The 24,890-nt window shown below is 64.7% G+C and carries 22 protein-coding genes and 2 pseudogenes; 12 read left to right on the top strand and 12 right to left on the bottom strand.

The window, feature by feature from the left end; genetic code table 11:
* Nucleotides 1-36: 36 nt before the first annotated feature.
* Nucleotides 37-881 (bottom strand): annotated as a pseudogene (locus ACX5I4_RS02335) (fumarylacetoacetate hydrolase family protein).
* A gap of 146 nt (nt 882-1,027) precedes the next feature.
* Between ACX5I4_RS02335 and ACX5I4_RS02330 the strand changes: the two are divergent.
* Both ACX5I4_RS02330 and ACX5I4_RS02325 read left to right on the top strand, forming a co-directional pair.
* Nucleotides 1,028-1,426, top strand: a complete 399-nt coding sequence (locus tag ACX5I4_RS02330; RefSeq protein WP_306962568.1) for a RidA family protein — start codon at nt 1,028-1,030, stop codon at nt 1,424-1,426.
* A gap of 170 nt (nt 1,427-1,596) precedes the next feature.
* On the top strand, nt 1,597-2,130 hold the full coding sequence (locus ACX5I4_RS02325; protein ID WP_306962566.1) for a helix-turn-helix domain-containing protein: 534 nt from the start codon (nt 1,597-1,599) through the stop codon (nt 2,128-2,130).
* 133 nt (nt 2,131-2,263) lie between these two features.
* Here ACX5I4_RS02325 and ACX5I4_RS02320 read toward each other — a convergent pair whose 3' ends face one another.
* From ACX5I4_RS02320 to ACX5I4_RS02310, 3 genes are all read right to left on the bottom strand, one after another.
* Nucleotides 2,264-3,985 (bottom strand): thiamine pyrophosphate-binding protein, encoded by a 1,722-nt coding sequence (locus tag ACX5I4_RS02320; protein WP_461835233.1) that lies wholly within the window; start codon nt 3,983-3,985, stop codon nt 2,264-2,266.
* Complete coding sequence (locus tag ACX5I4_RS02315) at nt 3,982-4,764, bottom strand: cyclase family protein (RefSeq protein ID WP_461835232.1); 783 nt, start codon at nt 4,762-4,764, stop codon at nt 3,982-3,984. The genes ACX5I4_RS02320 and ACX5I4_RS02315 overlap by 4 nt, the downstream gene beginning before the upstream one ends.
* Before the next feature lie 208 nt (nt 4,765-4,972).
* Nucleotides 4,973-6,376, bottom strand: a complete 1,404-nt coding sequence (locus tag ACX5I4_RS02310) for an MFS transporter (RefSeq protein WP_461835231.1) — start codon at nt 6,374-6,376, stop codon at nt 4,973-4,975.
* Nucleotides 6,377-6,736: 360 nt separating this feature from the next.
* Here ACX5I4_RS02310 and ACX5I4_RS02305 point away from each other — a divergent pair, with 360 nt between their 5' ends.
* The 6 genes from ACX5I4_RS02305 (at nt 6,737) to ACX5I4_RS02280 (ending at nt 13,059) form a co-directional block, all read left to right on the top strand.
* Nucleotides 6,737-8,236: a UbiD family decarboxylase gene (locus tag ACX5I4_RS02305; protein WP_306962558.1), complete on the top strand. Its 1,500-nt coding sequence runs from the start codon at nt 6,737-6,739 to the stop codon at nt 8,234-8,236.
* Nucleotides 8,237-8,238: 2 nt separating this feature from the next.
* Nucleotides 8,239-9,915: a phytoene desaturase family protein gene (locus ACX5I4_RS02300; protein ID WP_461835230.1), complete on the top strand. Its 1,677-nt coding sequence runs from the start codon at nt 8,239-8,241 to the stop codon at nt 9,913-9,915.
* The gene (locus ACX5I4_RS02295; RefSeq protein ID WP_306962554.1) at nt 9,912-10,601 is read left to right on the top strand and encodes a UbiX family flavin prenyltransferase; all 690 of its coding nucleotides are present in this window, start codon (nt 9,912-9,914) and stop codon (nt 10,599-10,601) included. Before ACX5I4_RS02300 ends, ACX5I4_RS02295 begins: the two co-directional genes overlap by 4 nt.
* On the top strand, nt 10,598-11,095 hold the full coding sequence (locus ACX5I4_RS02290) for a pyridoxamine 5'-phosphate oxidase family protein (RefSeq protein WP_306962552.1): 498 nt from the start codon (nt 10,598-10,600) through the stop codon (nt 11,093-11,095). Before ACX5I4_RS02295 ends, ACX5I4_RS02290 begins: the two co-directional genes overlap by 4 nt.
* A gap of 120 nt (nt 11,096-11,215) precedes the next feature.
* A complete protein-coding gene (locus ACX5I4_RS02285) occupies nt 11,216-12,109 on the top strand; it encodes a LysR family transcriptional regulator (protein ID WP_306962550.1) in 894 nt (297 codons plus the stop codon).
* A 107-nt stretch (nt 12,110-12,216) separates the two neighbouring features.
* Nucleotides 12,217-13,059 carry an alpha/beta fold hydrolase gene (locus ACX5I4_RS02280; RefSeq protein ID WP_461835229.1) on the top strand — a complete coding sequence of 281 codons (843 nt, stop codon included), beginning with the start codon at nt 12,217-12,219 and terminating at the stop codon, nt 13,057-13,059.
* Nucleotides 13,060-13,142: 83 nt separating this feature from the next.
* On the opposite strand, the gene ACX5I4_RS02275 is transcribed toward ACX5I4_RS02280, so the two are convergent.
* The 5 genes from ACX5I4_RS02275 to ACX5I4_RS02255 form a co-directional block, all read right to left on the bottom strand.
* Nucleotides 13,143-13,808, bottom strand: a complete 666-nt coding sequence (locus ACX5I4_RS02275; RefSeq protein WP_306962546.1) for a hypothetical protein — start codon at nt 13,806-13,808, stop codon at nt 13,143-13,145.
* Between the two features lie 272 nt (nt 13,809-14,080).
* Nucleotides 14,081-14,932 carry a tryptophan synthase subunit alpha gene (gene trpA / locus ACX5I4_RS02270; protein WP_461835228.1) on the bottom strand — a complete coding sequence of 284 codons (852 nt, stop codon included), beginning with the start codon at nt 14,930-14,932 and terminating at the stop codon, nt 14,081-14,083.
* Entirely contained in the window at nt 14,929-16,230 is a 1,302-nt protein-coding gene (gene trpB / locus ACX5I4_RS02265) for a tryptophan synthase subunit beta (RefSeq protein ID WP_306962729.1), read from the bottom strand. Before trpB ends, trpA begins: the two co-directional genes overlap by 4 nt.
* Nucleotides 16,231-16,521: 291 nt before the next feature.
* Entirely contained in the window at nt 16,522-17,661 is a 1,140-nt protein-coding gene (locus tag ACX5I4_RS02260) for an aminotransferase class V-fold PLP-dependent enzyme (protein WP_306962542.1), read from the bottom strand.
* 23 nt (nt 17,662-17,684) lie between these two features.
* On the bottom strand, nt 17,685-18,968 hold the full coding sequence (locus ACX5I4_RS02255) for a metal-dependent hydrolase family protein (RefSeq protein WP_306962540.1): 1,284 nt from the start codon (nt 18,966-18,968) through the stop codon (nt 17,685-17,687).
* A gap of 244 nt (nt 18,969-19,212) precedes the next feature.
* Between ACX5I4_RS02255 and ACX5I4_RS02250 the strand changes: the two are divergent.
* The 4 genes and pseudogenes from ACX5I4_RS02250 to ACX5I4_RS02235 all read left to right on the top strand — a co-directional run.
* Nucleotides 19,213-19,386 (top strand): annotated as a pseudogene (locus ACX5I4_RS02250) (DUF3311 domain-containing protein); the annotation flags it as partial.
* Nucleotides 19,387-19,388: 2 nt separating this feature from the next.
* On the top strand, nt 19,389-20,903 hold the full coding sequence (locus tag ACX5I4_RS02245; protein ID WP_306962537.1) for a sodium:solute symporter family protein: 1,515 nt from the start codon (nt 19,389-19,391) through the stop codon (nt 20,901-20,903).
* Between the two features lie 65 nt (nt 20,904-20,968).
* Nucleotides 20,969-21,502 carry a helix-turn-helix domain-containing protein gene (locus ACX5I4_RS02240; protein ID WP_306962535.1) on the top strand — a complete coding sequence of 178 codons (534 nt, stop codon included), beginning with the start codon at nt 20,969-20,971 and terminating at the stop codon, nt 21,500-21,502.
* Nucleotides 21,503-21,659: 157 nt separating this feature from the next.
* Nucleotides 21,660-22,688: an alcohol dehydrogenase catalytic domain-containing protein gene (locus ACX5I4_RS02235; RefSeq protein WP_306962533.1), complete on the top strand. Its 1,029-nt coding sequence runs from the start codon at nt 21,660-21,662 to the stop codon at nt 22,686-22,688.
* Between the two features lie 2 nt (nt 22,689-22,690).
* On the opposite strand, the gene ACX5I4_RS02230 is transcribed toward ACX5I4_RS02235, so the two are convergent.
* The 3 genes from ACX5I4_RS02230 to ACX5I4_RS02220 form a co-directional block, all read right to left on the bottom strand.
* On the bottom strand, nt 22,691-23,062 hold the full coding sequence (locus ACX5I4_RS02230; protein ID WP_461835227.1) for an NUDIX domain-containing protein: 372 nt from the start codon (nt 23,060-23,062) through the stop codon (nt 22,691-22,693).
* A 154-nt stretch (nt 23,063-23,216) separates the two neighbouring features.
* On the bottom strand, nt 23,217-23,978 hold the full coding sequence (locus tag ACX5I4_RS02225; RefSeq protein ID WP_306962529.1) for an amino acid ABC transporter ATP-binding protein: 762 nt from the start codon (nt 23,976-23,978) through the stop codon (nt 23,217-23,219).
* A complete protein-coding gene (locus ACX5I4_RS02220) occupies nt 23,975-24,853 on the bottom strand; it encodes an amino acid ABC transporter permease (protein ID WP_461835226.1) in 879 nt (292 codons plus the stop codon). The genes ACX5I4_RS02225 and ACX5I4_RS02220 overlap by 4 nt, the downstream gene beginning before the upstream one ends.
* Nucleotides 24,854-24,890 lie beyond the last annotated feature (37 nt).

Below are 24,890 nucleotides of genomic sequence, written 5' to 3'. Positions count from 1 at the left end.
GGTCACTCCTTTGAAGTGGTTGGTCGTTGTCTTGGTCTAGACGTTGGCGGGGACGGGTGCGTGGATCCGGAAATGGTTTTCCAGCCTTCCGATCCCGTCGATTTCGGTGGTGAGGACGTCGCCGTCGTTCAGGAAGCGTGGCGGCGTCATGCCCATCCCCACTCCCCCGGGCGTACCAGTCAGGACAAGGTCGCCGGGGCGCAGGATGGTGAACTGGGAAATGTAGGAAAGGAGCTTCGCCGGGCCGAACACCAGTGTGCTGGTGTTGCCGTGCTGCACGAGCTCACCGTTGACATAGCCGCGAACCTCGAAATCGCCGTCGGCCTCGTCCGCGGTCAGCATGACCGGGCCCACCGGCGTCGTTCGGTCGAAAGCCTTGCCTTGGAACCACTGCAACGTGCGGTTCTGCCAATCCCGCATGGAAACGTCGTTGGCCACCGTGTACCCGGCGATGGCATTCCGTGCTTCGTCTTCGTCCGCGCGGAACAGCTCGGAGCCGACGACGACGGCCAACTCGGCTTCCCAGTCGACCTTCACGCTGCCGTGGACGTGGATGGTGTCGGCCGGGCCGGTGAGGGTGTCCGCGTATTTGGCGAACAGCGTGGGGAACTCGGGAAGATCGCGGCCCATCTCCTGGATGTGGTCGCCGTAGTTCAGGCCACAGCAGATGACCTTGCCGGCCCGGGAAGCAGCGGGGCGAAGGCAACGCCACTGATGGCGTTGCCTCCGGCTGTCGCCACTTTTTCCACGATGGTTCGCCACTGCGGCTGGGCAAGAAGCGCCCCGACGTCGCTGGCCGGCAGCGCGAGGTAGGAGTCGGAGCCCGTGACGAGCGCCGCCGTCGTGCCCTTTTCGGCTGTCCGCAGGGTGGCGAGTTTCATGCGTTCTTTCCTTCCAATGCTGCTTCCCGAATGTGTATGTCGACTTTTTTACGATCGTCACATATGCTCAACGTAGCACGACAGGAATGATCTGCACAGAGGCTTTTCAAAAGTTTTCGCAAGTGCCAACAACGAGGAGGAACAGCATGAGCCACAGGACGATCAACCCGGAGTCGCTCCCCAAGCCATCAGGTTTTGCACACGGAATGCTCGCCGGAAACACTTTGTTCCTGGGTGGCCAGACGGCCCTGGACAAGGACATGAACATCGTCCCGGGCGGAATTGTCGAACAGTTCACCCAGGCGTTTTCGAACGTCCTGACCACGCTGCGCGAGGCAGGCGGTCAGCCCGAGGACCTGGTCAGCGTGACCATCTACCTCACCGACGTGGACGACTACATGGCCAACGGACGCGCGATCGGACGGATCTGGCGTGAAATGGCCGGATCCGAATACCCCGCCATGGCCGGAATCGGCATCACACGCCTATGGCAGAAGGAAGCCCTCATCGAAATCCAGGGCATCGCCGTCATCCCCGAGCGCTAGCCGGCTTGGGAGTTCCTTGGCTGCTCCTGCCCGCTTAGGAAGCGCCTACGTGGGCACGAACAGTGGCGTGCTCAGGCCAGGCATTGCGAACGGCCGACGCGGACTAGTATGAAGTTCTGGGCTACGACACCGGCAGCCTGAAGCCTGCGTCAGGAGGGATTCCAGCCTTGTTGCCATCACGGATTCGCGAACTGAGGCGCAACCGCGGCCTGACCCTGGACCAGGTCTCCAAACAAACAGGACTGTCCGTCGCCATGCTCAGCCAGGTCGAACGGGGCCAGAGCGACCCAAGCCTGGAATCCCTCCGGCGCCTGGCCGAAGCTCTGCAGGTTCCCCTGTTCGACCTTTTCCGCGGCGAAGTAGCCGAACCGGTCGCCGTGATCCGCCACGACGAACGCCGTCTGGTCTCTTCACCGCACCTGCACGTCACCTACTCCCAGGTGTCGCGTTCGGGCGGGAAGGTCGAAGTCCTGGAGGGCACACTCGACCCGGGCGCGGCATCCTCCGAACTCCCCCGCACACATATTTCCGAAGAGTGCGTCCTGGTGCTCGAAGGATCACTCATCGCTGAAATCGACGGCACCGAGTATGCTCTCGGCGCCGGAGACAGCTGCCATTTCGACTCCACTCTCCCCCACAGGTTCCTGAACCCGCACCACGACAAGGCACGATTCATCATCTCGGTAACACCGCCCTCCAACTGATCAGGACCTGAGCCACGTTCTCCGAAGCACTTTCCCCTCCAATCAAATACCCCTGAGGCGTGCCGCTGGTGCCCCTCCGCCTGGAGATCCAGTCGGAGGGGCACCGCCTCGTTCTCGGCTACGTGGTCCGCAATCAGTGGCCGCTGAAGGCTTCGGCGAGCCACCAAGCGCCGCCGTCTGAGGCGATTTTCGCATCGATGACGAGGGGCCGGTCCGGACCGGAGCCGGCCCAAGCGCTCAGGGGAGCGAGATCCTCGGGGGTCCGGACGGTGATGGCCTGGCAGCCGTAGCCGCGGGCGATGGCCGCGATATCGGTCTCGGGGAATGTCACCGTCGAGACATCCACCGACTTGTCTGCCGCGAAGTGGTGTACTTCCGCACCGTAAGCGGCGTCGTTATACACGATGCACAGCAACGGCAGGCGGAGCCGGACTGCCGTTTCAAGCTCGCTGATGCCCATGAGGAAACCCCCGTCGCCGGTTCCGAGCACCGGAAGCCGGCGGGGCTGGGCGAGGGCGGCCCCGACCGCGGTGGCCAGGCCGAGCCCTATTGACTGGAAGGCCTGGGTGAAGCAGAACCCGTTCTCGTCCGGGACGTCCAGGTACTGGCTCGGGTAGCCCATGAAGTTTCCGGAGTCGACAGCGACCACGCGTTCGGGAGGGAGGAGTTCGTTGATCCTGCTGGTGAGCACGCGGGGGTCTATGCGCCGCGATCCATTTTCACCGGCCTCGTAGAGGTCGCGGATCGGCACGTCCTGCCACCGCGACGAGGTGGCGATTCTGGCCCGGATCTCCTCGGTGCGGTACCCCGGTCTGGGAGCCGCCCCGCGGCGCTTTAGTTCGGCGAGGACCTCGGCGGCGGTGGCGCCGGCCTCGCCGAGGACACCCAGGGTGATGGGCCGGTTGGCGCCCAAGGCGGCGTCGTCGACGTCGACCTGCACGACGGCGGTGTTCTTGCCTATCAGGGTGCCGTGGCGCATGGTCCACATATTCAGGGCGCATCCAAAGCCGACGATGAGGTCCGCGCCTGCGATGAGCTCCGCCGTCGTCGGGGAAGAGAACCCGCCCGAGATCCCCAGGCCGAACGGCTCGCCGGCGAACAGTCCCTTGGCCACCGCGGAGGTCGCCACAAGCGCCCCTGAGTGCGCGGCGAGTGCCAGGATCTCCTCCCGGGCGTACCGGCCGCCGCGCCCGGCGACGAATACGGGCCGCCGGGCGCCGAGAATGAGGTCGGCGAGGGCATCGACGCTCGATACGGCAGGGCGGACCCGGGCGGGAGGATCGATGCGGGTGGCCTGCTCCGGGGCGGGCACCTGTTGCGTCTGGACGTCGAGGGGCAGATTGAGCACGACGGTGCGGCGTTCGTTCTGTGCGGTGCGGAATGCGCGGACGACGTCGGCCACCGCGGAGGCGGCGGAATGGACCCGTTCGGAGACCGCGCCAATAGATCGGGCAAGGCCTGGCTGGTCCATGGCGAAGTTCGACTTCACCGCGGCGCCGGCCGTCTCGGCGGCGAGCACCACGAGAGGGGTGCGTGATTTCGCGGCCTCGCCGATGCCCGTTGCGGCGTTGGTCAGGCCGCAGCCCTGGTGGACGGAAAGCAGGGCAACTTTACCGGACATCCTTGCGAAGGCGTCGGCCATGGTGGCGGCGCCACCCTCGTGGCGGGCGGCCGTGTACGGCACGCCGTGCCGGATCAAAGAATTGGTGACGTCGAAATTGCCGGAACCGACGACGCCGAAGCAGTGTCCGGCGCCCAGTTCCGCGAGCGTTCGGCCGACCAATTCGGCGACGGTTTCACTGACGGGTGCCGAGGGGGCCTCCGGGCTGGTTGAGGCGTGGAGCGGGGTCGTCATCCGTGGGCTCCGTCCACGAAGGCGAGGACCCGGGCCGGGGAGCCTGTCCCGCCCAGGATCGGCAGTGGCGCCACCACGATGACGGCGCCCGTGGCCGGGAGCCGGTCAAGGTTCTGCAGGGAGGTGACGCCGTACTTGTCCGCGCCGAGCAGGAAGTGGTGCAACGGGAAGATCGGGTCCATCGTCGGAGCGAGCCCTGCATCGATCCCTACGGTCTCCACCCCGACCCCGGAGATGGGCGCCACGTCCGCCAGCCACCGGGCGCACTCGACAGTGAAACCCGGGGTGTGGGCTCCGGCCTCGTCGGCGTTGAGGAACCGGATCGGGTCCTGGGCGTACGCGCCCCAACCCGTGCGTACCAGCAGCCACGCATTCTCGGGAATGGGCCCGTGCCGGTCTTCCCACGCCTTGACGTGCTCGACGTCGACCAGGAAGTCCGCATCTGCGGCTGCCTCCCGCGTGACATCGAGCACGCAGGCGGGGCCGACCAGCCGCGAGGGTTCGATTTGCGACACATCCTTCCCGCCCCGGCCTGTCGCCCAGTGAACGGGTGCGTCGAGATGGGTTCCGATGTGCTCGCCGGTGCTGATGTTGTGGTGCTTCCAGAGCGGCCCGGGCTCGTTGTAGGCCGAAACTTCCTCGAGGCTGAAATCCACCAGATTCGCGAATGGCTCCGGCAAACGGATGGTCGGGGTTTCGTTCGACAGTGTGTTGGTCAAGTCGACCACGCGCACCTCGCCTGCAGCGAGTGAAGCGAGCAGCCCGGTCAGCTGTGACATAGGGACTCCTTTGTGAAATAGATGGGAGGGTCGGCGACTCTGTGCGCCGCGTTGGTGTCGTATTGTCCTCGTGGCGTACCGTCTTGGTGACGATGCACACGAGTTGTCTCTGTGCCTTGCTCAACAGATCAATCCTGAATGGGTGATGCAGAGGCCGCCACGACCCATACCGCTAAGGACGGCCTCTGCTTTCAGGGGGACCGCAGCGTCAGTGTTGGCGGGCGGTGTCCTTTTCCGCGCTTTCAACGCTTGGCGTCTGCTGGGCGGCGGCGGTCACGTTTACGGTTCCGCCGTGTCCCCGTCGGCGGATCAGCATCACCAGTACGGATGCGAGCAGCGCGGGCACCGCAAACGCTAGGAAATTGGCTTGCAAACCCCAGCCGGTCGAGAGGATCAATCCGCCGTAGAGCGGGCCGGCGATCGCCCCGATCCGACCGATGCCCAATGCCCAGCCCAGCCCCGCAGCCCGCAACCGCTCAGGGTAGAAGCTGCCAATGAAGGCCGTGAGCAGTGTCTGTGTGCCGATGGTGCATGCTCCCGCTACCGTGACCAAGGCAAGCAGGACCGGGGTCGGGAAGCGGATCATGAGCAGCAGGATGGACACGGCCGCGCCGGCGAACATACCGGCCACGACGATGCGGGAGCCGATGCGGTCGGCGACCAGGCCGAGCAGCGGAGTGCCTAGAATCGCTCCGGCGTTCAGGGCGAGGAGGAAGGCCAGCGAGGTCCCCAAGGGATACCCCGCCTCACGCATGATCTGGGCGAGCCAGGTGTTCAGCCCATAAACGAGTAGCAGCCCGAAAGCGACGACGAGCCAGAACAGGATGGTGGTCGCCGCGTAGCGGCGATCGAGAAGCGCCCTTACCCCAGTGCGCTCTGCGCCGTCGGGGACCGGGTCTGGGACCTGAATCCCGTATCGGGCTGCAAGCGCGGTCGCCTCCGCGCGGCGCCCGCGGCCCACCAGGAAGGTGACCGACTCGGGCAATGCAGCAAGGATGACGATTAGCAGCACAGCGCCAAGCGCCGCCCCGATCCAGAACATCGTGCGCCAGCCCGAAGCCTGGAGAATCCATATCGCACTCAACGAGGCCAGGATGCCGCCGATCGAGTACCCGGAGAACATGACGGCGTTGGCCGTGCTGCGCCGTCCGGCGCGGGCGTACTCGAGGGTCATCGCTATCGCAGTGGGCATGAGTCCCCCGAGGCCGATGCCGGATGCGAGCCTCGTCAGGCCGAAGAGCTCCGGTGACGGCGACAGGGCCGAAAGTGCCATCCCCACGGAGAACCACGCGACGCAGGCGATCATCAATCGACGCCGACCGATGCGATCGGTCAGTGCGCCGGCGAGCAGCGCGCCGATCATCATCCCGGCCAGTGCCAGAGACCCGATCTGGCCTGCCTGGGCCGGCGTGAGGGCCCACTGACCGCTGATCAGGGCGGGCACCACCGTGCCATATACGATCAAATCGTAGCCGTCGACCATGATCGCGAACCAACAGCAGGCGATGACCCATGCCCCGGAGCGGACACGTCCCGCCAGGGCTCCAGGCGGGGCACCACCCGGGGACGGGGGCGAAGACTGCAATATGGACGTTTCGGTCGTTTCATCCATGGAAACCTCCTCAGGGAACACTTCTTTGTGTAGGGGGATTTGTGTAGGGGAACTTTTTAGCAAGGGGAGAAGTTGTCTTCCCGGACAGCATTGAGGGCAGAACCGGGCCTTGGAAAGGCGGTTCGCGGTCAGAAGCGCAAGGCCTTGGTTCGCCCCATCAAATGAGAGGGCGCGGCGCTCCATCACGAGTGCGGTGATGCCGGTCACACGAACGCTACTCAGATCCCGCGGAGTCAGCTAATTGATTGTTTCGATGGGAGGCATACGCTTCGGCTATGGGAAAAGCCCATAAATTCTGCCGATGGGTGCGATCGAAAAGAACGTCTTTATCTATGGGCGCGGCCATCGTAGCGTTTTTTCATGACAACAAGCGCACGCGAAACCGAAGCAGCCCCCTCGACGGCAGAAGAACAAGTCAGCCACCCCGGATTCGACCTCCGACTATGGTTGAACGAACTCCGCCGTCTCGGCGAGTTGGATGAAGTCTCCGGTGCCGAACTCGATTACGAGATCGGCGCCATCACCGACCTCAACGCGAAGAACCGGGGCCGCGCCCTTCTGTTTGACCGGATCCCCGGTTACGAAGGCGCCGGCAGTGTCCTCTCCTGCTCCCTGGGCAGCCCGGCGCGTGTGGCCTCCGCGCTCGGTCTGCCGGAGGGGCTCGATGTGCACCAACTGGTCGAGCAGCTGCGTGGCCTGCCCCGGCAGTGGCAAGCTGCTGCCGCGCAGTACCAGCCGCGGGTCGTGGAAACCGGCCCGGTCTGCAACGAGATCCTCAGCGGGGATCAGATCGACCTCCGTTCCTATCCCGCCCCGCTCTGGCACGAGGGCGACGGCGCCCGCTACCTGGGGACGGGCGGCAGCGTCATCACGCGCGATCCGGAGACCCATGACGTCAATTACGGCACCTACCGTGTGTCGGTTCGGGACGAGCGTTCCCTGGGTGTATTCATCGAGCCCATCAACCACGGCGGCATCCATCTGAACAAGTACCTCGAACGAGGCGAACGTGCCCCGATAGCTGTCAGCTTCGGCCACGGACCCCTCATCTACCTTGCGTCGGCACTGCCCCTCCCCTACGGCGTCAACGAACTCTCGGTTGCCGGCGCCATCGCAGGCACACCGGTCGACGTCATCGAGGGCGAGGTCACGGGCCTGCCGATCCCGGCTTCCTCCGAACTGGCGATCGAGGGATGGGTGGAGCCGGACGACGAGGATTGGGAGGGCCCGTTCGGGGAATTTACCGGGTATTTTGCAGGCGGCCGCGAGAAGCGCCCGGTCATCCATGTCGAGCGCGTCTACTCCCGCGGCAGGCCGATCGTCTACGGATCCCTGCCGGGTAAGCCCCCCTTCGACCATTCCTTCTGGCGGGCCGCACTGGAATCCTCGCTGCTGCTCGACGAGTTGCAGGCGCTTATACCCGGTGTCAGTGCCGCATGGAAATACGAGACCGGATCGGCGAACTTCTTCAACGTCGTTTCGATCAAGCAGCGATACGCCGGTCACGCGCAACAAGTGGGCGCCGCCGCCGCACTCGTTGCCGGCGGTGTCTCCATGGGCCGCTATGTTGTCGTCGTCGACGATGACATCGACGTCACCGACATCGACGACGTCATCTGGGCGATCTCCACACGAACCGACCCCGCGCAGAGCATCCAGATCATCCGGGACACACCTACGAATCCGTTGGACCCGATGCTGGCCGACCCCGAGGGTCCATGGGTCTCTTCGCGGGCGATCATCAACGCCTGCCGCCCCTACCACCGCCTTCGCGACTTCGCCCCGGTCGTCGAGGTCAGCCCCGACCTCGCACGCCGGGTCCGTGAACGTTGGGGCGCTCAGCTGGGCTGGACCAAATAACAATGGCAGACTACGACGCCGTCTTCGTCGGCAGCGGGATCAACACCTTGACCGCTGCCGCGCTCCTGGCCCAGGAGGGCTGGCGGTGCGGTGTGTTCGAGCGGCAGGACCACCTCGGGGGCGCGATCCACACCACGGAGTTGGCGCCGGGATACATCCATGATCTATACGCCATCAGCCACGCGATGTTCCTCGGCTCGGCGGCCTACGCCCGTCTGGCCGAGGACCTCGCGGCGCGGGGCTTGAGATACCTCCACTGCAGTGTCCCGGCCGGCGGGCTCACCGCTGATGGCGACTCGGCGACCCTAACGACCGATCCGGAACGCAACATGACCGCGTTCGAGGGGGCCGGAGCCGGAGACGGGGAGACCTGGCGCCGGCTGCGTGCCGAGCATCAGGAGGTCGCGCACCTGGTCCGCGGGATCATGTCCGGGGACCTGCTCTCCCGGCAGGGGGTCGTGCTCGGTCTCGGGGCTTACCGCCAGCTGGGGATGAAGGGACTGCTGAAGTTCAGCGGTGAGCTCCTGGAATCGTGCCGGGACTGGAGCGATCGTTTCCGCTCCCCCACGACCCAGGCACTTCTCGCGCCGTGGACGCTGCACGCGGGCATGGGACCGGAGCAGCCATCCTCCGGCTTCATGACGCGCATGATGTCCATGTCCCTGGAGGCCCGCGGAACGCCCGTCCCCGAAGGGGGCGGGAACCGGCTCGTCGACGCCCTGGCAGGAATCATCCGTGATGCCGGCGGCACGTGCCTCACCGGCAACGGGGTGGGCGCCGTGCTCGTCGAGCGCGGGCGAGCCGCCGGCGTGCGTCTGGCGGACGGCACCTTGGTCACCGCCAAGCGCGGAGTCGTAGCAGGCGTGACGCCGACCCAGCTCTACGGCAGCCTGCTCGCGGACGTACCGGAGGCGCACGCCGCCGCCCAGGCAGCCCGTCGGTTCCGCTACGGCCGCGCCCGCATGCAGCTCCACTTCGCCCTCAGCGGGCGTCCGGAATGGCCCGATCCCCAGCTCCTGGATGCGGCCACGATCCACCTCACCTCCGGGGTCGATGCGATCTCCCGATCGGTCAACGAGGCCGAACGCGGGCTCATCCCCGCCCTCCCGACGCTGACGGTCGGCCAACCTGTCGCGGTCGACCCCTCGCGAGCGCCCGAGGGCGGGTGGATCTTCGCGGTCCAGCTGCACGAGATGCCCTCCCGCCTGCGGGGCGACGCAGCCGGCCAGATCGACGCGCCTGACGGTGTGTGGACCGAGGACTTGCGCGAGCGGGTCGCGGACCGGGCCCAGCAGATTCTGGCCAAGCACATTCCGAACTTCGAGAGCTCAATCATCCGACGGGTGGCGATGTCTCCCACCGACCTCGCACGCGCCAACGAGAACTTCGTGGGCGGCGACGGCTCCAGCGGAGCGTTCTCCCTTGACCAGAGCCTGCTCTGGCGACCCCGGCCCGACCTCACCGGACACATCACGCCGGTCAGGGACCTTTATCTGGTCGGGGCAAGCACCCACCCCGGCCCCGGTCTGGGCGCCGGCTCCGGGATCATCGTCGCCAACCGCATGAGTGCCGCCCGGCGCGGCTGGCGGATCCCGGCGCGTTTGTCCTCGGTACGTTCGTCCCCGGCCCAGGCGAACAGCCCTGCCAATCGTCCCCATTCGACGGGAGTCCATCAGTGAAGAAGAAAATCGTCATCGGGATCTCCGGCAGCACCGGCGTCATCCTCGGGGTGCGCGCACTCCAGATGCTCCGCGAGGTACCCGATGTGGAGACACACCTGGTCCTCTCGCGCGCCGGCGCCCTCAACCTTCAGCTGGAAACCAACTACACCGCGCAGGACGTCCGTGCACTCGCGGACGTCGTGCACGGTTTCTCCGATATCGGCGCCCCGATCGCCAGCGGGTCGTTCCGCGCGGATGCGATGATCGTGGTGCCGTGCTCCATGAAGACCTTGTCCGGGATTGCGCACTCTTACGCAGACAATCTGCTGGTCCGGGCCGCCGATGTCATGCTGAAGGAACGTCGGACCCTTGTATTGGCCGTGCGCGAGACTCCGCTGCACTTGGGGCATCTGCGTCTGTTGACCCAGGCAGCGGAGCTCGGAGCGGTCATCTTCCCGCCTGTACCGGCCTTCTACCACCGCCCGGAGAACCTCGAGGACGTCATCGATCAATCCGTTGGCCGCATGCTGGACCAGGTCGGTATCGAGCTCCCGGCGCTGCCACGCTGGCCGGGCACCGCCGCTGCAGCCGCGGCAGCCGCCTCCCGTCGTCTGGTTGCCCCCGAGGTCGAGGGCTCGCCGCCGCCCGTTGACGGCGGGCTTCACCTCGAGATGGCGCGCAATGGCGCCGGGCCGCGCTCATGAGCGCGGGCGGCGACGGCGACCGGGTCCCGGAGGCCTTGGCCCTCGCGCTAGGGGGCACATTCGGGCCAGGGGGCGCCATGAGTGCCGAATGCGAGGCTGTCGCCATCACGACCGTGGACGAGGACGGGTGGCCGCGCACTGCCCTGCTCAGCCTCGCTGAAGTGGTGCTGACGAGCAATGGCCGGATCGCGATCCTGCTGCACAACGGCTCGACGGGCGCAGCCAACCTCCGCCGGAACGGCCGGCTCCTGGTGACGGTTGCCGCCGGCGGCAACCTCTACGACCTGAAGTTCACGGTCCAGGAGCAAGGACCTGTCCTGACTAACCCCCCGCGGACCACCTTCACCGGCATGCTCCGCGCAGTGCGGGAACAACGGGCATCGTACGCGACGGTCACTTCCGGCATCCGGTTCATCCTGCACGCCTCAGACACAGTGCTGCCCCGTTGGCATGAGCAGCTCACCCACTTGCAAAGCGCCCTGGACCCCGCCTGACCTTGCCGCTGCCCACCCGGCCAAACCCACACCCATGACCATCTCGCTATCAGTCGCGGGAAGGAAATCAACGGAATCCATCGACGCTGCCGATAACTATCCGGTATAGTTGCAAGGGTGATGCTTGCGCAGCTTGAAGGATTTCTCGTGACGGTGCGGGAGAAGAGCATTTCCCGTGCGGCTGAGAAGTCTTTCCTGTCACAGCCGGCACTGACCGCCCGGATCCAGTCTCTCGAACAGGAACTCGGTGCTCCACTTCTCATCCGGACGTCCCGCGGCGTGCGGCTGTCGGAGGCGGGCAAGGCATTCCTTCCGTATGCCCTGCGGGCCATCCAGGCCATCGACGAAGGGCGGAAGCTGGTCAATCAGCTCACGACAGGGGACGCCGGAGTTCTCACGCTCGCGACGGTACCCGGGCTGCTGACGACGGTCCTGCCGCCGATGCTCAAACAGTTCCGGGATGCTTTCCCGGACGTGCCCGTCAACGTCCGTACGGCCCACCCCGACGAGGTGGTCGATCTCGTGCTGCGCGAGGAAGTGCAACTCGGCTTCGCCTGCGATGCGGAACATCCGGAGCTCGAGTCGATCCCGATCCATCAGGACGAGATCGTCTGCGTGCACGGTCCCAACCACCCGGTGAGCAACGGCGGCGAAATCTCCTTGCACGAAATCGCCTCGGCTCAACTGATCATGTTCTCGGAGTCTGACTTCGAACAGCTCCTCTCGAACCTCCTCCACGAGGCGGGGATTCCTCCCGCCGCCGTGCTCACCCTCGACAGCATCGACGCTGCCAAGAAAATGGTCGAAAGCGACCTCGGCGTGGCTTTCTTGCCGCGAATAGCGCTCGAGCAGGAGGAAATCGACTCCGGACGCTTTGTCCTTCGCCGACTGCCCGCTGCAGCTTCCGTGCGGCGCCTCATCGTCGCGCTGCATCGACGCGATGCACAGCCGCTCGTCGGTCCCGCCGCACATTTCCTGGACGTAGTCCTGGAAGATCGCCGCATGCTTCCATAGCTGAGGCCTATGGCGGCCATCCAAAATATCGGCTATTTCAATGTCGACCTCGCTGCTAGCGTTTCCGGCATGCGAACGGCCGCAATTTCGCCGACCGAGGAGATGAGATGCCAGTCATTCACGCAAATTCCTGCAACATCCACTACGAGACTGTTGGCTCCGGAGAGCCTATCGTCTTCCTACACGGCGAATCACACAGCACCCGCTTGTTCGACCGGCAACTCGAGCATTTCGGCGAAAACTACCGTTGCATCGCCTACGACCGTCGAGGGCACGCGAGGAGCGAGGCTCCGCCTTACGGGTATTCCGTGTGGAACCAGACCGGCGACATGCGGAAACTCTTCGATGCACTAGGCATCGAACGCGCCACTATCGTCGCCGTCGCGATGAGCACTCCCATCGCGGTGTCGTTTGCGCTGCGGCATCCGGAGCGGGTGAAGGCCTTGGTCTTGTCGTCCTGGTATGAGCTTGATGGTTTTCCCCTCCTGGAGGAGCGTCGCAAGAGGCACCAACTCTCGTTTGCGGACCTGCATTCGAAGTTCCGCGACGTGCTCCTTCAGCAGGGAAGGGAAGGGCTCGAGAACTTCATCGAGGAGAACTACCAGACCATGCTCCCGATTCTCCCGCCCGACAAGCCGGAGGTCCGCCGGCAACTGGTCGAGATCTTCGCCGGGCATGCGGCCGAGCACTATGTGCAGGCCGGGGAGTACTACACCTCAATTCCCTTCCTCCGCGAAGAGCTTCGACGGATCACCTGCCCCATTCTTGGCATCTGTGGAACCGAGGACCCATCACCCGACAGGCCCGAACTCCTTGCCGACCTCCCGAACTTCCGGCAGGAGTGGATTCCCGGGGCGCGCCGATTCAGCATGATGGAATACCCGGAGGTGTTCAACGAGGTACTCGAAGCCTTCCTCGTCGAAAACAGCGCCCGCCCAGTGCTGGCCTAGCGAGCCTAGGGCACAAGGCCTCCCCGAAGCCCTCCGGCGTCCACGCGGCAGCACCTGAGGACTCTGGTACCGGCGGCGTTCGCCTATAAGCTCGCAGCGAAGGTTTCTGCACTCTTTGCCCGCGTGGCTGTCCGCGGGCGGAGGATGGCAGGGCCAAGGGGGATGCGGTATCCGATAATGGACCCCAGGATCGATGCCGTGAGCACCACTCCGAGGATTCCGACGACGAAAAGCAGCCATGCCGCAACCGTCAGCCCTACTGTCGGTAGGAATCCGATGATCGTGAAGCCGAGCGTCAGCAGAGCCAGGGCCGCAAGAACGTACACACCCGCGTCGACGATATTGCTTCTTAGCGTTGCCGGAGAGCAGGCAAGCAGGAATACGCCCACCAAAATCCAGCAGATGCCGCCGACTTGGGGTGAGAAGGGCAGGCCGAGCATCGCGCTGATCGTCGAGCCAACGTTAAGCACACCGCCGACTCCTCCGAAGAACGCCGCGAAGACCATGAAGACATTACCGTCGAAGTCGTCGCCGCGCTTGAACAGGATCACCGATCCGGCGAGGTAGCTGCCATATACAGCGAGTTGGACGACTCCGACGGCAAGGCTGCCACCGGGTCCCAAATACCCAAGGATGTTGGCCCAGAACAGGAACGATAGCGTGCTGAATATGAACGCCATGGACGCACCTGGGTGGCTTGGGCGTTGGACGTGGACTACCGGAGGTACGTTTTGATGCTCGTTTCCCATGTCATCCTCCTTGATGATGAACTGAACTATTAGTGGATTGGACGCATTTTGCCGGACTCGAAGAGTGGCACGCAGGTAAGCCGGACGGAGAACCGGGATTCAAATCGTCTACCGGGATGATGCGGTGATGATGGGTCCTTTGGGAGTTGACGAACCGGGCTGGATGGCCGGTTTGTCCAGCGTCATGCCGACCTGACCAGGTCGGCATGACGGTTCTTCCGGGTTACAGAAGCCCGGTAAGTCAGACAAAGCTAGTCAGCAGCGAGCTGCCATCACGGGGCGGCAGGGCCCGGGACGAGGCCGGCCCTGAGCTCGGCGGCGAGGCGTCCGACAGCAGCGGGGCCACCCCGGCGGAGGGCGGCCACGATGGCGGTACCCACGATCACGCCGTCGGCGTAAGCTGCGATCTCCCGGACGTGCCCGGCGTGCGAGATTCCTAGGCCTACACAGACGCGCTCCGCGCCCGCATCGCGTGCGGCGGCGACTACCCGCCGGGCGCTCTCGTCGACGGTCTCCCGGGCACCAGTGACTCCCATGAGGGAAACCGCGTACGTGAATCCGCGCGTCGCGGCGACCGTCATCGCCATGCGGTCCGGGGAAGTGGACGGCGCGACGAGGAAGACCCGGTCCAGGCCGTACTTCTCGGAGGCCTCCAGCCACTCGGCTGCCTCATCCGGGATGAGGTCGGGCGTGATGATCCCCGCCCCGCCGGCCTCGGCGAGGCGCCGGGCGAACTCGTCGACGCCCAGACGCGCGACCGGGTTCCAGTAGGTCATGACGAGGACGGCGGCGTCGGTCGCCTCGCTGACTGCCTTGACGACGTCGAACACGCTCGCCACTCGGAAGCCGTTGGCCAGGGCTTCCGTAGTGGCAGCCTGGATGAGGGTCCCGTCCATGACGGGATCGGAGTACGGAATGCCGATCTCGATGATGTCCGCGCCGTTGCTGGCGAGCTCGATCGCAGCCTCAATGCTCCCCTGCACGCTGGGGTATCCCGCCGGCAGATACCCCACGAGGGCGGCACGGCCTTCCGCCTTGGCCCGATCGATCGCGGCCGCGGCCCTGCTCACGGCCTTTCGCTTGGGGCTGGCCCCCTCAGCATCAGGCTCTCCCATCCCTCTCATGCGTTCTCCTCACTAGCGGCGTCGGCACCGTGGCCGTGTGGTCTTCTTGTTGACAGTGTGGTGCCCCTGATCTGGCCGCTGCCGTCGAGCATGCCGAACCATTCGGCCGCTGTCTGGACGTCCTTATCGCCGCGCCCGGAAAGGTTGACGATCACGATCCGCTCTGCGGGATCACCGCCCTGCTCCGCAAGTCGGTGCCCGACCTTGATCGCTCCAGCGAGTGCGTGTGCAGACTCGATGGCAGGAATAATGCCCTCCGTGCGGCACAGGAGTGCAAAAGCGCTCATGGCCTCGGAATCGGTGACGGGCTCGTAGCTCGCGCGGCCGATGTCATGCAGATAGGCGTGCTCGGGGCCGATACCCGGGTAGTCGAGACCTGCCGAGATCGAGCGGGATTCGATCGTCTGCCCGTCCTCGTCCTGCATGACGTAGGTACGGGCACCGTGCAGGACGCCGGGGCGGCCGAGCGTGATGGTCGCCGCATGGTGGCCCGTCTCGATGCCTTCGCCGCCCGCTTCGAAACCGTACAGGCGGACCGACGGATCGTCGAGGAAGCCGTGGAAGAAGCCGATCGCGTTTGAGCCGCCTCCCATGCAGGCGCATAGGGCATCGGGCAAACGGCCGGCCTGGGCGAGGATCTGCTCGCGCGCTTCGTCTCCGATTACTTCATGGAAAAAGCGGACCATGGCGGGGAAGGGGTGTGCCCCGGCGGCCGTGCCCAGCAGGTAGTGAGTCGTGCGCACGTTCGCCACCCAGTCCCGGAGCGCCTCGCTGATGGCGTCCTTGAGCGTTTGCGAGCCGTTCGTCACGGGAACGACCGTCGCGCCGAGCAACTGCATGCGAGCCACATTGAGCGCCTGTCGGCGACAGTCTTCGGCGCCCATGTACACGACGCACTCCAGACCCAACAATGCGGCCGCGGTCGCACTGGCAACTCCATGTTGACCGGCCCCGGTTTCCGCGATGATGCGGGTCTTGCCCATGCGCTTGGCAAGGAGTGCCTGGCCGAGCACATTGTTGATCTTGTGCGAGCCAGTGTGATTGAGGTCCTCGCGCTTGAGAAACACACGGACACCGCCGGCATGCTGGGAGAAGCGCTGCGCCTCGGTCAGGAGCGACGGGCGACCGGTGTAGTTTCGGTTGAGCTCAACGACCTGCGCGATGAAGTCCGGGTCCTGTTTCGCTTTCTCAAATGTCTCCTCGAGCTCGTCGAGGGTCGCGATGAGGGACTCGGGCATCCAGCGACCTCCGAAGGAGCCGAAATATGGGCCAGGCGCCTTGCGAAGGCTCCCGGCCAGGAATGCGTCAGCCGGCTGATCGTTAGTGTCCTCATTTGCGGCGCGATCATTTGGCGTGCGTGCTTCTGGCGCGTTCTCGGCCACCAGTCTCACCGTCCTTTGTAGTTAATTGCCGATGCAGACCAGCCCAGGTTGGGGGCCAGCCAAGGGTCAGGGCCTGCTTCGGCAGGCTCATGGCACGCCGAAGCACAGCAGTTTAAGTTGTGGCCCGCGTTGATCACGTCTTCCTTACGGGAACCAACCGGAGGAAGACAGCGGGGATCTCGGTGGCACGGAGATAGTCCCCATGGTTTAAATGTGGCGCCATTCGTCGAGTGCTTTGAGGAGTGTGGTGATGTCTTCGCTGAGGTTGTAGTAGTGGAACGCGATGCGCACGGCGCGTCCGCGGGGGCTGGCGATGATGTGCTTTGATTCGAGGAAAGCGGCGAGCTCGGAGGGGTTCTCGTCGATGAGGGCGACCTGGGGTCCCCGGCGGGCTGCGTCCAGTGGCGAGTCCAGCTGCAACCCTGCTGTGGTGAGTTCCTCCGTGAGTTCTCGGGTGAGGGCTGCGACGTGCCGCTGGACTTCTGTTTGGTCAATCTGGGCGAGCATTTTCATTCCTGCGATGGCCGCATACACTGCGGGCACGGCGTAGGTGCCGGATTCGAAGCGCCTCGCTGTTTCGGGGTAGTCGACTGCCCTCGGGTCGAAGGCGAACGGGTCCCGCCGTCCGAACCAGCCCGTCAGCTGAGGGGAGACTTCATCGGTAAGACCCCCGCGGACATAAAGGAACGCCACCCCTGCCACGCCCAGCATGTATTTGAGCGAGCCCGTTACCAGGTAGTCGCATCCGAGTTCACGCACGTTGATCGGTTCGACTCCGGCGCCCTGGTAGGCGTCAATGAACGTTTTTGCGCCGTGGGCCCGGGCGATCTGAATCACCTCGGCCACGGGCAGGCGTGATCCGTTGCGGTAGGTGATCAAGGGAACCGAGACGAGCTTGGTCCTCTCGTCGATGAGGGCGGCATAGTCCTCCGCGCAAACCGTTCCCGCGTGTTCCTGCGCGAAGCCGATTTTAGCGCCACGCGCTTCCTGGGCCACCCAGACGTTGGCCACGGACGGGAACTCGAGTTCGCTGGTAATGATCCGGTCCCGGCCGTTGCCGTATGTCTGGGTGGATGCGATCTGGTATGCCCCGGCGGACGCGTTCGGCACCACGGCGATCTCTTGCGGGGAAGCGCCGATGAACGCCGCGAAGCGGTTCCGTGCTTCTTCGACCTTCTCCATCCACAGGTCCCAGGGCGCTCCGCGCTCCATGATGCTGCTTTGGAAGTCCAGCAGCTCCCCGGCGAGCTCGCGCGAGAGCGCTCCCTGGCTGCAGCTGGCCAGATGGACGCTCCGCTCCAGACCCGGGAACTGGGCGCGGAAAACTTCGGGAGTCATTGTTGTCATTGGATGCTCCAAATACTCTGGGATCAGTGGTCGTGGCCGTGGGCGAGGGGACGGCCGGCCCCTTGTGTGAGGGTGTCGTGGATCTTCTGCGCCATATCCGGATCGATGTCCCGCGGCGGGATAGGGCGCAGTTCGTGCCGGCGTCCGGCGGCCATGACAAACATGGGCCGCCTGAGTGCTTCCCAGTCCTCCGTCGGGTCGCCCTCGACGGCGATCACGTCCGCGCGCAGGCCCGGCGCGAGCTTGCCGGTCACCTCGCCGAGGCCGCAGGCTTCCGCCGCGACGTCGGTGGCGCTTGCGATGATCTCGCGGGGGCCCATTCCCGCGTCGGCGAAGACCGAGAGCCCGTCGGCGAAACGTGCGAAGTGCACCAGGCCGATGCCCGCATCGGTTCCCGCAATGATCCGCGCGCCCATATCGTGCAGGGCCCGCAGATTGCCCACCACCGCGTCGTGTTCGTCCCACGGGCAGAAGTAGCTGTCGGCCATGCAGGCGGTGTTCATGGCGGGGCTGACCACGACTCCGCGCTCCACGATCTTCCGGGCGATCTCCCGGTTGAACTTCGTTCCGGACTCGGTGACCCAGCCGCAGTGCTCAATGGCGTCGAAGCCGGCCTCGACGGCCCGGTCGATTCCTTCCACGCCAAGAACATGGGTGGTCGTCAACAGGCCAAGCTCGTGGGCCTGCTCAACGATGGCCCGCAGTTCCTCAAGGGAGTAACGGGTCTGCCACGGATGCGAACCGGCCGTCATGAAGCCGCCGGTCGTCATGACCTTGACCAGGTCCGCGCCTTCAGCGGCCCTGCGCCGAACGGCTTCGCGGACCTCTTCGACCCCTTCGGCGACCCCACCCATCGCGAAGGCATGCCCTCCTTTTACCGTGATGGGGGCGTTGGTGACCTGCAGCGATGGACCGGAGGTCTCTCCGGAGGCGATCTCTGCCTTGATCCGGCTACCCAGGGTGCCGGGTGCGCCCAGGTCCCGGGCCGTCGTCACTCCCGCGTCCAGGAGCTTGCCCGCGTTCGAACGCATGAGTTCAAGCGCCTCGTCATCAGGGATGGTAACCGCCGTCGTCGTCGTTCCAGATGCCGGGTCGAAGGACAAATGCACATGGCAATCGAAGAGGCCGGGCATGAGGGTGACATCTCCGAGCTCAACGACCTCGGCAGACCCGCGACCGGCCTGGCCGACCTCGTCCCATGTTCCGACCGCGACGATGCGTGCTCCATCGACGACGACGGCACCATCGGCGATGATGTCCGCAGAGCTGCTCGTCAGAAGCCGGTGCGCCCGGATAACTGTAGACATTTTGCCTCCTGAGTGGGACGCCCAGTTTTCACTCTGGACGAATAATTGAAGTGTGACTAGAATAACATCATTGATTTCGGTTGGCGACCCTCCGGAAAACGGGCACGTTGAAGTGCCCGTGCGGAGGGGACGCTGTTTTCAAAGGAGACACTGTGACTCACAGTGATGAGCTTTCCCCCAGCCCCCTGTTCGATCCGGACGCTCGGAACACCCAAGGCCCAGGCGGCATTGGTGGCTTCTTGTTCTTCCGTACCTCTGGTGCATCGCCGCGATCCCGGCCGTGAACCGCGTCGGGTACGTCTTCGGGAGCATCCCGTTCCTTCTCGTGTGGATGATCGCCGGCGTGATCGTCTCGAGCGGCTGCATTGCCGCCGTCTATTTTGTGGACCGCCGTCACGGCGACCTGGAAAGGATCTGACCATGGTCATGGCAATCGGCATCATTCTGGTCATCGGCTCCGTCGCCGCAGGCATGCTTCTGGCCTCCCGCGGAACCAAAGTGGACGTCCAGGAATGGTCAGTAGGGGGCCGCCGTTTCGGCCCTTGGCTCTTCTGGTTCCTCCTCGCAGGCGAGACATTCACCGCATCCGCCCTGCTCGGATCATCGCAGGCCATTTTCAGCGGCGGCGCACCCGGCTACTACGTCCTGGGAACCGTCGCGCTGGCAGCACCTGTGGGCTACTTCCTCGTGCCCCGGATCGGGCGGGCCGGCAAAGCCCACGGACTGACCACCATGGGTGACTACTTCAGCGCCCGCTTCAACGCCCGCTGGTTCGGCGGACTGATCACCGTCTTCGGCATTATCGCCCTGCTGCTCTACACCCGCGTCCAGCTCACCGGGCTCTCCCTCATCCTGGCAACCCTCTTCGGAACAGCCATTCCCCCCATCGCCTACGTCTTTGCCGGCGGTCTCCTTGTCGCCGTATTCGTCTTCGCAGGAGGCATGCGCAGCGCCGCTTTCGTCGCCGTGGTCAAGGACGTCCTTCTGGTTCTGATGCTCTTGATCGTGGCCGCGGGCGCGGCACACGCCGCAGGTGTCGACGGCCTGGGCGGCATCTTCGACGCAGTCAAGAAGGTTCACCCGGAATCGGGAACCCTGCCCGGAATCGGCGGTCTCGCGTCCATGAACGAATGGTGGTGGATGAGCTTCCTCCTGCTGACTCCCTTGGGCGCCTTCGCCCTGCCCCACGCCTTCCAGGTTTCATACACCGCACGCAATTCCGCGACCGTGCGCAAGAACCAGATCGTCCAACCCCTGTATTCGCTCTTCTACGTCCTCATCACCATCATCGCCCTGGCAGCCATCCTGGCCCTGCCCAACCTGCCCGCCAAGCAGGCAAACGGCTCACTGCTGATCTTCGTGGCCAACAACTACCCCGACTGGGTCGTCGGCCTGCTGGCAGGATGCGGCGTGATCGTTGCGCTCGTGCCAACCGCCGTCATCATGATCACCGCAAGCAGCATGTTCACCTCGAACGTGCTCGGTGAAATCAAACCCACTCTGAAGCGCTCCCTCGTCGCGACACGGACCAGCGTGGTTGTCTTCACCCTGCTCGCGGTCCTGATCACAGCCTTCAACAGCGACGCCCTGCTCAGCATCATGACCGGCGTCTACAGCGCGGTCGGACAACTGGCGCCGGCGCTCTTCCTGTCCTTCCTCTGGCGGCGCACAACAGCCGCCGGACTCACAACAGGAGCCATCGCCGGAGGAGCCATAGTCTCCATCCCCGCGCTGGGCTCGGCACTGCTCACCGTCTTCCCGCCAGGCATGGTCGTAGGTGTCCCGGCACTGATCATCAACCTCCTCCTGGCAATCATCGTCAGCCTCCTCACCAAACGACCCCCGGCAACCGCAATCGCAGTAGGCATCCCCGAAACAACGGTCAAAACCGACGCAGACACCAGCACACCCGAACCGGCAGCGAAGCCGGTCTAGCAATGAGTGTCCGGGCTGCCACTCCGGCAGCCCGGATATTCCCATAGGGAGATGTCCTCGCTTTGTTGTCATCACGGATTCGCGAACTGAGGCGCAGCCGCGGCCTGACCTTGGGCCAGGTCTCCAAACAAACAGGTCTGTCCGTCGCCATGCTCAGTCAGGTCGAACGGGGCCAGAGCGACCCAAGCCTGGAATCCCTCAGACGACTCGCCGAGGCACTGCGGATTCCCCTCTTCGATCTATTCCGCACCGAAGGCCCCGAACCGGTCGCCGTGATCCGCCACGACGAACGCCGCCTGGTCTCAACACCACACCGGCACCTCACCTACTCGCAGGTGTCGCGTTCGGGCGGGAAGGTCGAAGTCCTTGAGGGGACGCTCGACCCCGGCGCCGCATCCTCCGAATCCCCCCGTACGCACATTTCCGAAGAATGCGTCCTGGTACTGGAAGGATCACTCATCGTCGAGCTCGAGGCCATTGACTACGCCCTCGACGCGGGAGACAGCTGCCACTTCGACTCCGCGCTCCCCCACAGATTCCTCAACCCGCACCCGGAAAAAGCACGATTCATCGTCTCCGTAACACCACCCTCCAACTGATCACGGGCAACACCACAGATAGCGTCACGACCTTCGATGACGGCGCTCCTTTGGACGACCTGGCGCTCTGAAGCACCCATGAAGAATTCAACCTGCGAGTCGATCCCCAATTGGCCCGCCGCTAGCATCCGTAAGTCTCTGAAAGGCAGATACGCCATTGCGCGCCACCCTCATTTATGGTCTCGGTGACGTCCGAGTTGAGGACGTCCCGGACCCCGTCATAGAGTCGCCGACCGACGCCGTCATCCGCGTGGTCCTGAGCTGCATCTGCGGCGGAGATCTGCATTCCTACCATTCCTGGACGGACAGCAATCCCAAACGGATGGGCCACGAGGTCATCGGGGTGGTCGAAGATACCGGGGCGGACGTCCGGCGCCTGAAGAAGGGTGATCTGGTCCTTGCCCCCTTCACCTATCAGGACGGCACGTGCTCCTTCTGCCGTGCGGGCCACACAACGTCGTGCTTGCACGGCGGGTACTGGTCCCGGTTCGACGGCGGCCAGGGCGAGGCAGTGCGCATCCCTCTGGCCGATACAAGCCTCTTCCGGCTCCCGGTCGGTGGGGATTCCGAACTGCTCCCCTCTTTGCTGACCCTTGCGGATGTCTACGGAACGGGATTCCATGCCGCGGTCAAGGGCGGCGTGACTGAAGGCAGCCGTGTCACTGTCATCGGTGACGGGGCCGTGGGGTTGCTCGCGGTCCTCTCCGCCCAGCAGCTCGGCGCCGAGCAGATCATCCTCATGGGCCGCCACTGCGCGCGCACCGACCTCGGCCGCACCTTCGGTGCGACGGACGTCGTCGCCGAACGCGGCGCCGAGGGTGTGACGAGGGTCCGGGAGCTCACCGACGGCCTCGGCACGGAAATCGTGCTCGAGGCCGTCGGGCACATGCCCGCCTACGAGCAGGCGATCGGTGTCGCCCGCAGCGACGGCACGATCGCCCGGGTCGGCGTCCCCCAGTACGAGCAGGCTCCGGTGGGCAACGCAAGCCTGTTCGGCCGCAACATCACGCTCACCGGCGGCGTCGCCCACGTGGCCGGCTACGTGGAACGCCTCATGCCCGCAATCCTGGACGGCACCGTGAACCCCGGACTGGTCTTCGACCGCACGATCGGCCTGGATGAGATGGCAGCGGGGTACCGTGCGATGGATGCCCGTGAGTCCCTGAAGGTACTCCTCCGACCCTGACGTCAGACCGGTAAGGCCATTGCAGAGAGCAACGGCACCTGAAGCCTCGCCCACGGAGAGAGTGGGGAGAGCTGGACCTCGGCCAGGGCAACGACGTCAACCCACGGCTCCCACCATGCCTCATCAACCTCGACGGGATTGGGGACGGGGTCATGATCCACCCGGCACGCAAAGACAGGGCAGAACTCCCGCTCAACATACTCGTTGCTCTGTGCGACGTACTCAAAGTCCGGCAAGGCCAACTGCAGGTCGTTGACTTCGAGATTGAGTTCGTCGCGCATTCGGCGCTTGACGGCCTCCACCAGAGTCTCCCCGGCACGGGATGCCCACAGCAGGTGTTGGTCATGACACCGGGGAAGGTCTCCTTCGTCCATGCACGCCGGGTCAGGAGCACTCGTCCGTTCGCGTCGAACGCGTAGCACGAGAAGGCCAAGTGGCGGATTCCGTCGCCTTGGTGTGCGTCCGCTTTGGGGCAGGTCCCAATTGGTTCGTTGGCGTCGTTCAAGAGAACGACCGGGTCGTTCCAGCTCACAGCACCCTTTCCAGGAACGCCCTCGTCCGTCCTTCAGCTGGCGCCTCGAGCACTTCGCCGGGTGGCCCTTGCTCCACGACCACGCCGCCGTCCATGAAGACGACGCGGTCTGCCACCTCCCGCGCGAAGCCGATTTCGTGAGTTACGACCATCATCGTGATTCCCTCCGACGCGACCGCGCGAATGGTTTCCAGAACCTCGCCGACCAGCTCCGGATCCAGGGCGCTCGTCGGCTCGTCGAAGAGGATCAGCTTCGGGGAAATGGCTAGCGCCCGGGCTATGGCGACGCGCTGTTGTTCCCCGCCCGAAAGTTGGCGCGGGTACTTTCCGGCCTTGCTGCCCAGGCCCACGCGTTCCAACAATTCCCGGCTTCGGTTCCTGGCCTCAACCTTCCCCTGCTGGTGCACGGCTACCTGCGCCAGGCTCACGTTCTGTTCCGCTGTCATATGTGGATACAGGTTGAAATGCTGGAAGACCATCCCGATCGATGCGCGTTGCCTCGCGATATCCCGGCCGTGCATTTCGTACAGTTTTCCGGACTTCTCCCGGTAACCGATGACTTCACCGTCGACAACGAGCTGGCCGCCATCGATGCTTTCGAGGTGGTTGACGCAGCGCAGAAGGGTGCTCTTCCCGGCCCCTGACGGTCCGAGCAGGCAACAGACTTCGCCGGTCTTGATCTCAAGGGAAACCCCGTTGAGTACGGGGAGCCGGCCGTAACTCTTGCGGATTCCCTCCGCAGACACCATGACAGTCATGCCGTCTTCACCTGCCTTAGGATGGTCGACCAGAACTTGGAAATGAGGGGCTGCCGCGCCGAGCGTGTGCTTCCTTTGGCGAAGCGCTGCTCCAGGAAGTACTGCCCGATGCTCAAAACGCTCGTCAGGAAGAGGTACCAGAGCGCGGCGACAATGAGCAGCGGGATCGTCTGGAAGTTCGTGTTGTAGATCGAGCTGACCGTGTGGAGGAGCTCCGAATAGGAGACGATCGTGGCCAAGGAGGTGAACTTCAGGGTGCCGATGGCTTCGTTTCCCGTGGGAGGGATGATGACGCGCATCGCCTGAGGCAAGACCACGTGGCGCATCGTCTGGAAGGGCGTGAGGGCGTAGGCAGAGGCAGCCTCCCATTGTCCTTCATCGACGGCGAGGATGCCCGCGCGGACAATTTCCGAATAATACGCCGACAACGGCAATCCCAGGCCAAGCAGGGCGGAGACGAACGGTGTCATGAGGCTGTTGGTCGAGATGCTGTAGAACGTGTGCTCGAAGAGCGTCAGTTCGAACTTGGGGAATACCGAGGAGAGGTTGAACCAGAAGATCAGCTGAACGAGCGGCGGCGTTCCGCGGAAGAACCACTGGTAGAAATGTGCCATCGAGTGCAGGACTGGATTGGGCGAGAGCCGCATAATCGCGATGATCGCCCCCCCGATGATGCCGATCACGAGCACCAGGGCGGTCATCCCGAGCGTCTGCGCCACGCCGTCGAGCACCAGCGGGTTGAAGAGGTAGCTGCCCACCACGTCCCATTCAAATGCTGCCGTTGTGACGAGCACCTTCGCGGACCACAACAGGAGAAGAATGATAACGGCGGCGGACGCCCACCGCACGGGGTGCCGGAGCGCAATGACGCGCATGCCCGCCGGTGGAGCTTGGATATCGCCTAGCCTCATT

Source organism: Arthrobacter sp. MMS24-S77, assembly GCF_054888235.1.
Note: the sequence above shows the minus strand (reverse complement) of the source record. Positions and strands in the feature narration are given on the sequence as shown.